The organism is Bradyrhizobium sp. KZN70725, assembly GCF_055264925.1.
The window spans coordinates 66577-79521 of sequence record NZ_JBUYWT010000017.1; the positions used below are offsets into that span (position 1 = coordinate 66577).

Here is a 12945-nt window from a genome sequence, read left to right on the forward strand (position 1 = left end):
TTACCATGAACTTTCTGGTTCGCATGTTTCTGCGCAGCCTCGTCGCTGCCTTGCTGATGAGCTCGACCGGCCGCGCCGAGACGATTGCCCCAGCCGATCCCAGCGGCACCTGGCTGACCGAAGACGGCCGCGCACGCATCCGCCTCGAGCGCTGCGACCCTGCGCATGACCGCATCTGCGGCTTCATCGTGTGGATGAAGGATCCGCTCGATTCACACGGCCAGCCGCTCCGCGACAGCTTCAATCCCGAACCCGACAAGCGGACGCGTGCGCTGCTCGGCCATCAGCTGATCCTCGGATTGAAGCTGACGCCGGAGGGCAGGTTCGACGGCGAACATCTACAACGCCGAGGACGGCAAGTCCTATGCGGTCTCGCTGTGGCGCGACAAGTCCGACCTGGCTGAAGCTCAAGGGATGCCTGCTCAAGCTGATGTGCCAGACCCAGACCTGGACGCAGACGCTGGACGTGCAGCCGGGCCAGCTCGTCGGCCTGACCGGCGATGTCGGCGGCCCGCGCGCCGACAGGGAATGGGCGTCGTTGCCGCCGCCGGCGCGGAAGTCCGCCGCGAAGTGATGCGTGTAGGGTGGGTTGCGCTTCGCTAACCCACCCTACGGACTTCGCTTACTTCTTCAGCAGCGGACAGTCGCTGGCCTCAAGCGGCTTCGCGGCGTCTTCCGGCGCGATCGTGGCGATCAGCTTGTAATAGTCCCAGGGATATTTGGACTCTTCGGGCTTCTTCACCTCGAACAGATAGGCCGGAATCAGGCGCCGGCCGTCGGCGCGCAGCGGGCCCTTGCCGAACAGCGGATCGTCGGTCGGCAATTCCTTCATCTTGGCGACGACCTTGGCGCCGTCATGCGGATTGCCGCCGAGCGCTTCCATCGCCTTGAGATAGTGCAGCACCATCGCGTAGTTGCCGGCCTGGGTCATCGACGGCATCGCGTTCTTGCTGGCGAGGGCGGCGAACCGCTTCGACCAGGCGCGGGTCTGATCGTTCATGTCCCAATAGAAGGATTCCGTGAACGTCAGGCCTTGCGCGGTCTTCAACCCGAGCGAATGCACGTCGTTGATGAACAGCAGCAGCGCCGCGAGCTTTTGGCCGCCGGAAACGATGCCGAATTCGGCCGCCTGCTTGATCGCGTTGGTGGTGTCGCCGCCGGCATTGGCGAGGCCGACCACCTTGGCCTTGGACGATTGTGCCTGCAACAGGAACGACGAGAAATCGGCGGTGTTGATCGGATGCTTGACGCTTCCGAGCACCTTGCCGCCATTGGCGTTGACGACCGCGGTGGTGTCACGCTCAAGCGCGTGGCCGAATGCATAGTCGGCCGTCAGGAAGAACCAGGTGTCGCCGCCGGCCTTCGTCAGGGCCTTGCCGGTGCCGTTGGCCAGCATGTAGGTGTCGTAAGTATATGAAATCGTGTTCGGCGTGCAGGCCTTGCCGGTGAGGTCGGCGGTCGCCGCGCCCGAATTCAGCAGGACGATGTTCTTTTCCTTGACGAGATTGTTGACCGCAAGCGCCACGCCGGAGTTCGGCGTGTCGGCGATCGCATCGACCTTCTCGTTGTCGACCCATTGCCGAGCGATGTTGACGCCGACGTCGGGCTTGTTCTGGTGGTCGCCACTGAGGACGTCGATCTTCCAGCCCTTCTTGAGCAGGCCGGAATCCTCCACGGCCATCTTGATCGCGACCACGGAGTTCGGGCCGCCGATGTCGGCATAGAGGCTCGACATATCGTTGAGCACGCCGATCTTGACGGTCTTGTCCTGCGCGAACGCAGAAGTTGAGAAGCCGAGTGCGGCGCAAGCAAGAAGCGCGGCGCAGCGCCGCGCAAACGTCGTTGTCATGAAATTCCCTCCACTGTCTAAAGCCCGGACAGCCCTCTTGCGGAGCCTTTTTGCCGGTCGCTCAAGTTCCCGCTTACCCTTTCCCGGGGGAGGCGGCAATCCGCCTAAAGCCGGGTAGGCCTGCGTCGAAGCGTCATCCGGTGAAACCCTTACTTGAGCTCGTCGGACGTCAGCTTGAATTTCTGGATCCTTTTTCCGGTGTCGACCTCGGCGGTATAGATGTTGCCCCTGGCGTCGACCGCGAGCGCGTGCACCCAGTGGAACTGCCCGGCGTTGCGGCCGTTGCGGCCGAAGCTGCCGACCACCGCGCCGTCGTCACGCCTGATGATGCGGATCTCGTTGTTCTCGCCGTCGGCGGAGAGCAGGTAGGTCTGCTTGGGATCGGGCCACAGCGCGATGTCCCACACCGCGCCGTTGCCGAGCGTGCTCTTCTCGAAGAAGAACTCCTTCACGAAGCTGCCGTCCTTCCTGAACACCTGGATGCGGTTGTTGATGCGGTCGCAGACATAGACCAGTCCGTCATCGGCGATCTTCACGCAGTGCACGGGATTGCCGAACTGCTGCGCGACCTGCGCCTTCGGATCGTAGGGTGGCTGCTTGGCGTCGTCGGGCTTGTTGCCATAGGCGCCCCAGTGCCGCTTGTAGGCGCCGGTGGTGGCATCGAACACGATGACGCGCCGGTTGCCGTAACCGTCGGCGACGTAGATCTCGTTGGCCTCCTTGTCGATCGCGGTCTCGGCGGGCTTGCCGAGCTGGGTGGTGTCGTTGCTGCCCTTGCTCGGTGCGATCGAGCCGATCTGCGAGACGAACTTGCCGTCGAGGGTGAACTTGAGGATCGCATTGTCATTGTCGGCGTTGCCGCCGATCCAGACGAAGCCGCGCTCGTCGACCTCGATGCCGTGCTCGCGGCCAACCCACTCATAGCCGTCACCCGGACCGCCCCAGGACCGCAGTAGATTGCCGTCAGCGTCGAATTCGAGCACCGGCGGCGCCGAGACGCAGCATTTCGAGCGCGGCGGATTGAGGCTCGCGCCCTTCTCGTCGTCGGTCAGCGAGCGCGGCCGGTGGATCACCCAGATGTGGCCCTGCCAATCCACCGTGATGCCGCCGACCTGGCCGAGGATCCAGTTGTTGGGAAGTTGCTTCGGCCAGGACGCATCGACCGCAAACGTCGGGACGTCACTGGCCCTGGCGGGCGCTGGCTGAGCAAAAAGGGCTGATGATGCGATGCAGGCGGAGAGAAACAATCCGGACAGAATGAAGCGCGCGCGATTGAACGTCGGCGTCATGTTGCCTCCCGAAATTTTTCTTGGCGGGCGTCCCGCTGGGAAGGGCAGTCAATCGTGGGGACGCGAGCGAGTCAATCGCAAGGAGGTGCGTAGCCCGGATGGAGCGAAGCGAAATCCGGGGCCGGTTTCTCGGCGTAGAGATTATCCCGGATTGCGCTTCGCTCCATCCGGGCTACGGGAGAGAGAGCCGCGCTCACGCCGGCGGCTGGAAGCTGCGCAGCGTGCGCGCCTTGTAGTCGTAGAGCTTGCCGGTCTCGGTCCATGCGGGCGAACACATCGGCACGATGAATTCGGCGGCCATGTCGGGCGTATCCAGCGTCATCGGGTCTTCGCCGGGAAACACCTGCGCGCGCATCCGGGTGCGGATCGGGCCGGGGCTGAACAGGTTGACGCGGAGCTTTGTGTTGGCGGTCTCGTTGGCCCAGGAGCGCACCAGTGCCTCCAGCGCGGCCTTCGAGGCCGCATAGGGGCCGAGATAGGCGTTGGCCTTGTGGGCCACGCCCGACGTCACGAACACCGCGCGGCCGGCGTCGGATTGCCGCAGCAGCGGGTCCATGCAGCGGATCAGCTGGAAATTGGCGGTGACGTTGATCGCGAACACGTCGTTCCATGGCTTCAGCTCGATATGGCCGAGCGGCGACGACGGCCCTGCGGTGCCGGCATTGCCGACCAGGATATCGAGCTTGCCGTGGCGCTCATGCAGCGCAAGGCCGAGCCGCGCGATGCCGTCGTAATCGGTGAGCGAGAGCGGCACCAGGGTGGCGCTGCCGCCGGCCGTGCGGATCTCGTCGTCGAGCTCTTCCAGCCCGCCTTGCGTGCGCGCCACCGCCACGACATGCGCGCCGGCCTTGGCCAGTGCGACCGCGGTCGCATGGCCGATGCCGCGCGAGGCGCCGGTCACGAGGGCGATACGGGAGGCGAGGGGTTTTGTCATGGAAGGGACTCTAACAAATCGTCGTCCCTGCGAAAGCAGGGACCCATACGCCGTGACGGCGGTAATGGAAAACGGTGCTTGTGTCTAACGCTGCCCAGCCAGATAGGCCGGTGGTTATGGGTCCCTGCTTTCAGGGACGACAGCGCGGATGTGGCTAGCTCGCCTCCGCCAGCAGCGAGAGCTGGCGCGGCGGGGCCTCGGTTTCGCTCTGGTCGGTGAGGTGTGTCGGGTAGGCGCCGGTGAAGCAATGGTCGGCGAATCTCGGATTTGCCGGGTCGCGCCCCTCATGGCCCATCGCGCGGTACATGCCGTCGATCGACAGGAAGGCGAGCGAGTCGGCGCCGATGATGTCGCGCATCTCCTCGAGCGAATGGGTCGCGGCGAGCAGGCCGCCGCGGTCCGGCAGGTCGATGCCGTAATAGTCGGGATAGAGGATCGGCGGCGAGGCGAGGCGGAAATGCACCTCGCGGGCGCCCGCATCGCGCATCATGCGCACGATCTTCTTCGAGGTGGTGCCGCGAACCAGACTGTCGTCGATCAGGATGATGCGCTTGCCTTCGATCGCGGCGCGGTTGGCCGAATGCTTCATGCGCACGCCGAGCTCGCGCACGCTCTGGGTCGGCTGGATGAAGGTGCGGCCGACATAGTGGTTGCGGATGATGCCGAGCTCGAACGGCACGCCGGAATACTGGCTGTAGCCGACCGCGGCGGGCACGCCGGAATCCGGCACCGGCACCACGACGTCGACCTCGGGATGGCTCTCGCGCGCCAGCTGGGCGCCAAATGCCTTGCGCACGTCGTAGACCGAACGGCCGCCGACGATCGAGTCCGGGCGCGCGAAATAGATGTATTCGAAGATGCAGGGCCGGGCCGGCTTCGGCGGGAACGGCTTGTGGCTGTGAGCCCCTCGCTCGTCGAACACGATGATCTCGCCGGGCTCGATGTCGCGGACGTATTTCGCGCCGATCATGTCGAGCGCGCAGGTCTCCGAGGTCAGGATCGGACAGCCGTCGAGATCGCCGAGCACCAGCGGGCGGATGCCGAGCGGGTCGCGCGCGCCGACCAGCTTCTTGTTGGTCAGCGCGACCAGCGCATAGGCGCCCTCAATGGTGCGCAGCGCCTCGATGAAGCGGTCGATGAAGCGGGTGCGCTTGGACTGCGCCACGAGATGCAGGATCACCTCAGTGTCGGTGGTCGACTGCATCATGGCGCCGCCCTTGACCAGCTCGCGGCGCAAGGTCAGGCCATTGGTGAGGTTGCCGTTGTGGCCGACCGCAAATCCGCCGGCGCTGAGCTCGGCGAACAGTGGCTGCACGTTGCGCAGGATGGTGCCGCCGGTGGTGGAGTAGCGGACATGGCCGACCGCGGCGTTGCCCGGCAGGCGCTCGATCACCTCGCGGCGGGAGAAGGCGTCGCCGACCAGGCCGAGGCGGCGTTCACTGTGGAAGCGGCTGCCGTCGAAGGAGACGATGCCGGCGGCTTCCTGGCCGCGGTGTTGCAGGGCGTGCAGGCCGAGTGCGGTGATCGCGGCGGCCTCGGGATGGCCGAAGATGCCGAACACGCCGCATTCCTCGCGGAGCGTGTCGCCATCGAGGTCGGGGTGGTATCTGAGAGGGTCGTTTTTAGGGTCGTCTTGCAGTTCGATCGGGCCGAGGTCGAGATCCATCTGGTCGGTATGATCCGAAGGGGTCTGCATCTCGTTCATCGCCTCTCGTAAGGGCCCAAATAGTTTATCGGCCCGCGGGTTTCTCGATCAGCTTCTTCAAGCTGTCACGCGCAGGTTTGCTATAGCCATCGCCCGACGCCGGCGTCGCCTGATCATTGGTATCGGCCGCAGAATCGTCGTCTGGCTTATTCTTCTTGAACTTCTTTAAGATGGTGTTCTCGGGGTCGTCAGGCAAGAGCGACATCAGCCAATCCCCGGTTCCCTGCAGCACCACCCGGGACTTCGCCCCGGTCACCCAATCGGGCCGCTGCTTGTCCGGAACCAGCCAGGTGAAGAACATGAACGCCACGACCACGATCAGGAGGCCGCGGGCGAGCCCGAACAGGAAGCCGAGGGTGCGGTCGAGCGCGCCGATCCGGGAATCCAGGATCATGTCCGAGATCCGCACCGTGACGATCGAGACCACGATCAGCGTGCCGATGAAGACGCCGGCCACCACGACCACGGCGGCGACCGTGTCGTTGTTGAAATAGGTCTTGGCGGTCGGCAGAAGCTTCGAAAACGCATACAGCGTGACCAGCGCGGCGGCGCCCCAGGCCGCGATCGACAGGATCTCGCGCATGAAGCCGCGCACCATCGCGAGCAGGCCCGAAATCAGCATCACGCCGAGCAGGACGAGATCAAGTATCGTTATGGGCATCGGCTGGTCAGGTCCGCTGGTACGTTTTCGGTACGCTGTTAAGGGCTTACGTTGTTAAGGGCTTACGCTGCTAAGTGCTCTCGCGAATCGGCGAAGTCGGTGCCGTCCTAACTGAGGCGCATTGGGGGCATCCGGCAAGGCCAGAGCGCCACCTGTCCCGCGCGGCGGATGTATAGCGGCGGGGGGCTGATACGTCACGCCCGCTTTAGCTGGTCTCGCGAGGGAATCGGGCCGGTGTGGCATTTTTCTCAGCCGCATCAGGGCCTCCGGAGCCGTCCTGGTCGCGCCGGCCGCCCCGGGGCGTTCCGCGTGCCGCAATTTCGGCGACCAGCGTGGTGAGGTTGCCGACGCTGTTGAGGGTGAGCCCTGAATCGCCGCCGCTCTCGCCGCGGGCCGATTCGGGCAGGATGGCGCGGGCGAAGCCGAGCTTGAGGGCCTCCTTGAGCCGGGCCGGGGTCTGCGCCACAGGGCGGATCGCGCCCGATAGCGAAATCTCGCCGAAATAGACCGCATCCGTCGGCAGCGGCGCGTTCACCAGCGAGGAGACCAGCGCGGCCGCCGCGGCAAGGTCCGCGGCCGGTTCCTGGATGCGCAGGCCGCCGGCGACGTTGAGATAGACGTCATGTCCGGACAATTTGACGCCGCAATGCGCTTCGAGCACCGCGAGCACCATCGACAGCCGGCTCGGGTCCCAGCCGACCACGGCGCGGCGCGGCGTGCCGAGCGAGGTCGGCGCCACCAGCGCCTGCAACTCGACCAGGACCGGACGGGTGCCCTCGATGCCGGCGAACACCGCCGTGCCGGGGCTGCCGAGCTCGCGCTCGGAGAGGAACAATTCCGAGGGGTTGGTGACCTCGCGCAGGCCGAGGCCGGTCATCTCGAATACGCCGATCTCGTCGGTCGCGCCAAAACGGTTCTTCACCGAGCGCAGAATGCGGAACTGCTGCGAGCCTTCGCCCTCGAACGACAGCACCGCATCGACCATGTGCTCGACCACGCGGGGACCGGCGATCTGGCCGTCCTTTGTCACATGGCCGACCAGGATGATCGCGGCACCCGTCTTCTTGGCAAAACGAATGAGGGCCTGCGCCGAGGCGCGGACCTGGGTCACCGTGCCGGGCGCGGATTCCACCGTGTCGGTCCACATGGTCTGGATCGAGTCGATCACGATCAGGCGCGGCACTGCGCCTTCCGACAGCGTCGCGACGATGTCCTCGACCGAGGTTTCCGAAGCCAGCTGCACCGGCGCGTCCGCGAGGCCGAGCCGTTCGGCGCGCAGCCGCACCTGGGCGACCGCCTCTTCGCCGGAGATATAGACTGCGCGGTGGCCGGCGCGCGCCATCATGCTGGTCGCCTGGGTCAGCAGCGTCGATTTTCCGATGCCGGGATCGCCGCCGACCAAAAGCACCGAGCCGCGGACGAAGCCGCCGCCGGTGACGCGGTCGAGCTCGGCCATCCCGGAGGACAGCCGCGGCGCGTCCTGGGTCTTGCCGGACAGCGATTCCAGCGCAAACGTCCGTCCCTTGCGCTTGCTGCGGATCGAGACCGGCACCGAGCCCGTGGTGTCTTCCTCGGCCAGCGTGTTCCACTCGCCGCAGGAATCGCACTTGCCCTGCCAGCGATTATACGCCGCGCCGCAGTTCTGGCAGACGAAGGAGAGGGTGGATTTGGCCATGGAGCAGGTGAGTCGCGCTATCGAGCACGATGCATAACACGGTTCGGCCGCCGCGCACGATCCATCGAAGAAGACGAAGCGCCAGATGGCGGGGCCGGCTCAGCGCGAGAACACCCGCGTTCCGCCCGGCCAGCGCGGCTTGTCGCCGACCGGGCTGGCGCCGATTTCCCAGCCGACGCCGCCCCACAGCACGTCGACGGCACCAAGCTCTCCGGCGCTGTCGCGGACGTAAAACACGTTCGGCTTGGCGTTGACCTCCAGCGGGCCGTTGCTGCCGCTGGGCTGTCGCCTCAACGCGCACCAGACGTCGGCCAGTCTGCTCTCGTGGCTCTGACCCAGTTTGGCGAGGATCTCCTTGTCGCTCGAGGCTGCGCTCAGGATGAAGGTCTGCAACGATGCGCCGCCGCTATCGTCCTCGATCTTGTTCGTGAAGCGCTGCGCGAAGGTCGCGCCTAACCAGGAAATCCTGACCGGCGCGCTCGAGGCGATGTCCTCCTTGAAATGTTCCCGCGCGACGAATTTTTCGGCGTGAGGAATTGCCGAGGTCGACGACGGATCGGACGGTTCCTCACTTTTTGGCTGCAGGGAACATGCAACGCGGTCAGCAGCGGCAACGGCACCCGGTTGCCCCGGTCTTGTATCGTCTGCCGCGACGCTCAATCCCTGCGTCGCCAGAACAACGGTCAACCACAGGGTGAGGCTTGGTTGGCGCATGTTGTTGTTGTCCCTGAATCCGCTGTGCTCGCGGAGACAAGGTAAACCGCATCTTGCAGATGTAAATCAAAGATCAGGTTTCTGGTTAAGGATAAAAAGTAAGTTCAACTACAGCGCGAATTTGAATCAAATGCGCTTCGCGCAAGGGAACTGCTCTCGTTTGTACGCGCGGTCAAACGTGGATGTCCCGCCTCGACAGCAGCAGCGGCGGATTCTCGCGCGGCGTCAGACTCGTCGGCAGAGCGCGGCAGCATCTCGCCTGCGCGCGCAACGGATCGCTCCAGCTCCAGCGAACCCGCCACGACGGATTGTTGGCGTAGGCCGGAATGCGCCAGACCCAGATCGTCTCGTAGACGCTGTCTCCGAACTGCGCGACATCGGGCCTTGCCGTCGGCCAGAACGCCGAGCCGGCAACAGCGAACGTCACAATCGCCGCAGTCGTGATCATCATCTTGCGCATCGCGCGCCTGCCTTTCCCGCCTGTCGTGGGCTTTGACGACCCGCGACTCCCAATGCTTCGACTTGCGATCCCGCATTCGTCAGGCCGACATCGGCGACATCAGGCGCCGGGCTCTGCGCCCGATCTGCACGCCATGTTTCGCTGAACTCGTGTCGCCTGAACTCTCGGGACTCGCATCCGGGTCGTCGATCAACCCTGTGATGCCTGCTGGAGCAAAGTTCTTTTCCGCAAACGATCAAGTGCAAGTAATGAGATTGTCATAAACGCAGCGGCCGGACGATGGCAATCCGGATAACAACGGAAGGTGAGCGCTCAACAAAACTCTTTCGGGGTACGCGCCACCCGATGCGCAAAGCCCCGTAGAATTACGACACCATCGGGAGGATGTTGGTGTTCGTCACGGTGAAATCCGTTTGCCCAGGGCCTGGTCGATGTCGGAATTTTACTGCGTCATTGCAGACCACAATAGCGCCGTGCCCGCCGCCAGCATGATGCCGTCCATGATCAGGCGGAACGACTCCGGCTTCAGCTGCAGCACGAAGCGCTTGGCGATGAAGGCGCCGGCCATCAGCGAGGCGCCGGCGATCAGGCCCTTCAGTGCGATGTCCGGCGTCAGTGCGCCGAAGCGCTCGAACGTCACCGACTTGCTGACATAGAGCCCGAGCGAGCTCGCCGCCTCGGTGGCGAGGAACGCGCCCTTGCTGAGACCGTAGAACAGGAACAGCGGCACGCTGAGCGGGCCGGTCGAGGCCACGATGCCGGTGAGGTAGCCGATGAGCGCACCGCCGATTGCGAGATGCCAGAGATTGGCCTTCAGCCTGTGCCGCGCCAGCCAGTGCCGCACCGGCGCCATCGCGATCAGGAATACGCCGATCGCTATATCGACCGCATGCGAGGGCAGCGCGAGCAGGGTGCGCGCGCCGAGCGCGGCGGCCGGGATGCCGGTGATCGAGTAGGCGATGCAGGCACGCCAGTCGACCTCGCGCCACCAGGCGAGGATTCGCGACAGATTGGCCATCACGGCGGCGACGGCCATGATCGGCACCGCCTGCTTCGGCCCGTACTGATAGACCAGCACCGGCATCAGCATGATCGACGAGCCGGTGCCGACGATGCCGGAAATGGTGCCGGCGACCAGGCCGACGATGAGGACGAAGAGAAAGCCCACCTGCGCGCTCCGGTGAGGTGATCCCGAGCCATGCTGAATGCGTGTCCCGGGAGGGGCTCAGTGTGACCTCATGGTTCGAGACGGCGCAAGGGCGCCGCCGAGCCATCGACACGCCATCGTGCGCAGCGCAGCAAGACTTGGACAAATCATGTCGCGAGAATGCGGTAGTATGACTCATAGACCGCGCAACACATTTTATGTCGTCCCTGCGAACGCAGGGACCCATAACCACGAATGCGGATTTTTGCGCGCCGCCGGAACGACAAAGTCCCGTTCACAACATCGGCCGCGGAGTATGGGTCCCTGCTTTCGCAGGGACGACAGAGTGATTGTGGCGCGAGCGCGACACGCAAACCCGTCACCTCAACACCACCCACGCCGGCGCGTGATCGCTGGCGCCGTCCTCGCCGCGGATGGCGCGGTCGACGCCGGCTTTCACGAGGCGCGGCGCCACTGCGGGGCTGAGCAGGAGATGATCGAGCCGCAGGCCTGCATCGCGTGGCCAGCGCTGGCGCTTGTAGTCCCAGAAGGTGAACATCGGCGCGTCCGGATGCAGGGCGCGGATCGCATCGCACCAGCCCTGATCGACCAGCGCCTTGAAGGCGGCGCGGCTCTTCGGCTGGATCAGCGCATCCTTGTCCCAGGACCGCGTTGGGTAGATGTCGAACGGCGTCGGCGCGACATTGTAGTCGCCGGCGAGCACCACCGGGACGTCCTGCTTGAGCAGCTTGGCGGCATGGGCGCGCAGCCGCTTGAACCAGGCGAGCTTGTAATCGAATTTCGGCCCGGGCTGCGGATTGCCGTTCGGCAGATAGAGGCTGGTGACGACGATGCCGCGCACCGCGGCCTCGATGTAGCGCGCTTCGTGATCGCCGGCATCGCCGGGCAGGGCGGTGCGGATCAGCACCGGCTCGGCCTTGCGCGCGAGGATGGCGACGCCGTTCCAGGTCTTCTGTCCCTGCCACACCGCGCCGTAGCCGGCCTGCTCGATCGCGGCCGCGGGAAACTCGGCGTCGCTGGCCTTCAGCTCCTGCAGACTGACGATGTCGGGCCTGGCCGATTTCAGCCAGCGCAACAGGTTGGGCAGGCGGCGGTTGACGTTGTTGATGTTGAAGGTCGCGATCTTCATGCGCACCGGCAATCGCGAACCTTGATCATGTCAGGTGGACGTCGCTGTTGGCTCGGCGGCCGGCAGTGGCGGCGGCGCAGCGGGCGCTGCTGTTGGCAAGGCTGGCGGTGCTGCGGGCGTGGCAGCCGGCTCGCTCGTCTCGGCGACCGCGTCGCTTCTCGCGGCGACGGCATCGCCGCCCTTGTAGATGCGCACGAAGCGGCGGCCGAGGCTGGTCAGCACCTCGTAGCCGATGGTGCCGAAATGATGCGCGACCTCGTCGACCGTGATGCCTTCGCCGATCAGCGTCACCATGTGGCCGCGCCGCACGGCATTCTTGTCGAGGTCGGTGACATCGACCGCGATCAGGTCCATCGAGACGCGGCCGGCGATCGGGCAGCGCTTGCCGGCGACCACGACCTCGGCGCCGCGGGTGCCGTCATTGGCGCTGGCGGCGCGGAAATAGCCGTCGGCATAGCCGGCGGCGACGATCGCAAGCCGGGTCGGCCGGCGCGCGGTCCAGGTGCCGCCATAGCCGACGGTCTCGCCGCGATCGATGTTGCGGATCTGCACGACGCGCGCCTTGAGATCGACCACCTGCTGCATCGGGTTGTCGGCCTCCGGCGTCGGATTGACGCCATAGAGCGCGCAGCCCGGCCGCACCATCTCGAACTGGAATTGCGCGCCGAGAAACACGCCGGAAGAATTCGCCAGCGAGGCCGGCACGCCAGTGAACAGGCTCGCGATCTCGCGGAAGCTCGCAAGCTGCTTGGCGTTGGCGGGATTGTTGAGCAATTCGGCGGAGGCGAGGTGGCTCATGACCAGCGTGATGCCGTGATCGCCGGCATTGATCCGCGGGATGATGCCCTGTGCCTCGCTGACCGTGAGCCCCAGCCGGTTCATGCCGGTGTCGATATGGATGCCGGCGCCGCCGGACCAGCCGGAGCGGCGGCAGAACACGTCCCATTCGGCGAGCTCGTTGAGATCGCCGATCACCGGCTTGCAGTCGATCCTGGCGTAGGCGTCGCCGGTGTTCTGGAAAAAACCGCCGAGCGAATACACCGTCGCCTCGGGAGCGGCCGCGCGCACCGCGGCGGCCTCCTCGACGCTGGCGACGAAGAAGGTCTTGCAGCCGGCCTTGGCCAGCGCCCGCGCAACCTGCTCGGCGCCGCAGCCATAGGCGTTGGCCTTGACCACGGCGGCGCATTCGGCCGGCACCGCGGTCTTCTCGAGCTTGCGCCAGTTGGCGATGATGGCGTCGAGGTCGATGGTGAGGATACCGCTGGCGGTCGGGTGGGCCGCCAGCAAACTGGCCTCGGATGTCAGCTGCGATTTCGCGTCAGTCACGATGTTCATGGCTCAGTTGTACGCGGGTGCCCTGC

Annotated in this window: 11 protein-coding genes and 1 pseudogene; 1 reads left to right on the forward strand and 11 read right to left on the reverse strand. The window is 65.4% G+C overall.

What is annotated here, in order from left to right; all coding sequences use genetic code 11:
- The first annotated feature begins 5 nt into the window (after positions 1-5).
- A pseudogene (locus tag ACZBJS_RS18445) lies at positions 6-574 on the forward strand (DUF2147 domain-containing protein).
- A gap of 48 nt (positions 575-622) precedes the next feature.
- Here the strand turns inward: ACZBJS_RS18445 and ACZBJS_RS18450 are convergent.
- The 11 genes from ACZBJS_RS18450 to alr form a co-directional block, all read right to left on the reverse strand.
- On the reverse strand, positions 623-1849 hold the full coding sequence (locus ACZBJS_RS18450) for an ABC transporter substrate-binding protein (protein WP_463438965.1): 1227 nt from the start codon (positions 1847-1849) through the stop codon (positions 623-625).
- A 149-nt stretch (positions 1850-1998) separates the two neighbouring features.
- Positions 1999-3138, reverse strand: coding sequence for an NHL repeat-containing protein (locus ACZBJS_RS18455; protein ID WP_463438966.1), 1140 nt, complete (start codon positions 3136-3138; stop codon positions 1999-2001).
- A gap of 193 nt (positions 3139-3331) precedes the next feature.
- Complete coding sequence (locus tag ACZBJS_RS18460; RefSeq protein WP_057019864.1) at positions 3332-4072, reverse strand: SDR family NAD(P)-dependent oxidoreductase; 741 nt, start codon at positions 4070-4072, stop codon at positions 3332-3334.
- 154 nt (positions 4073-4226) lie between these two features.
- Positions 4227-5777, reverse strand: a complete 1551-nt coding sequence (purF, locus tag ACZBJS_RS18465) for an amidophosphoribosyltransferase (protein WP_430641119.1) — start codon at positions 5775-5777, stop codon at positions 4227-4229.
- 25 nt (positions 5778-5802) lie between these two features.
- Positions 5803-6438, reverse strand: coding sequence for a CvpA family protein (locus ACZBJS_RS18470; RefSeq protein WP_026192677.1), 636 nt, complete (start codon positions 6436-6438; stop codon positions 5803-5805).
- Between the two features lie 205 nt (positions 6439-6643).
- Complete coding sequence (gene radA / locus ACZBJS_RS18475; protein WP_168856962.1) at positions 6644-8113, reverse strand: DNA repair protein RadA; 1470 nt, start codon at positions 8111-8113, stop codon at positions 6644-6646.
- A gap of 99 nt (positions 8114-8212) precedes the next feature.
- Positions 8213-8827 carry a hypothetical protein gene (locus ACZBJS_RS18480; RefSeq protein WP_141343103.1) on the reverse strand — a complete coding sequence of 205 codons (615 nt, stop codon included), beginning with the start codon at positions 8825-8827 and terminating at the stop codon, positions 8213-8215.
- Positions 8828-8999: 172 nt separating this feature from the next.
- Positions 9000-9287, reverse strand: a complete 288-nt coding sequence (locus ACZBJS_RS18485) for a hypothetical protein (protein WP_057019868.1) — start codon at positions 9285-9287, stop codon at positions 9000-9002.
- A gap of 442 nt (positions 9288-9729) precedes the next feature.
- Positions 9730-10455, reverse strand: coding sequence for a sulfite exporter TauE/SafE family protein (locus ACZBJS_RS18490; protein WP_463438967.1), 726 nt, complete (start codon positions 10453-10455; stop codon positions 9730-9732).
- Between the two features lie 358 nt (positions 10456-10813).
- Entirely contained in the window at positions 10814-11584 is a 771-nt protein-coding gene (locus ACZBJS_RS18495; protein WP_057020052.1) for an exodeoxyribonuclease III, read from the reverse strand.
- Positions 11585-11614: 30 nt separating this feature from the next.
- On the reverse strand, positions 11615-12919 hold the full coding sequence (gene alr, locus ACZBJS_RS18500; RefSeq protein ID WP_456784724.1) for an alanine racemase: 1305 nt from the start codon (positions 12917-12919) through the stop codon (positions 11615-11617).
- Positions 12920-12945: the final 26 nt, after the last annotated feature.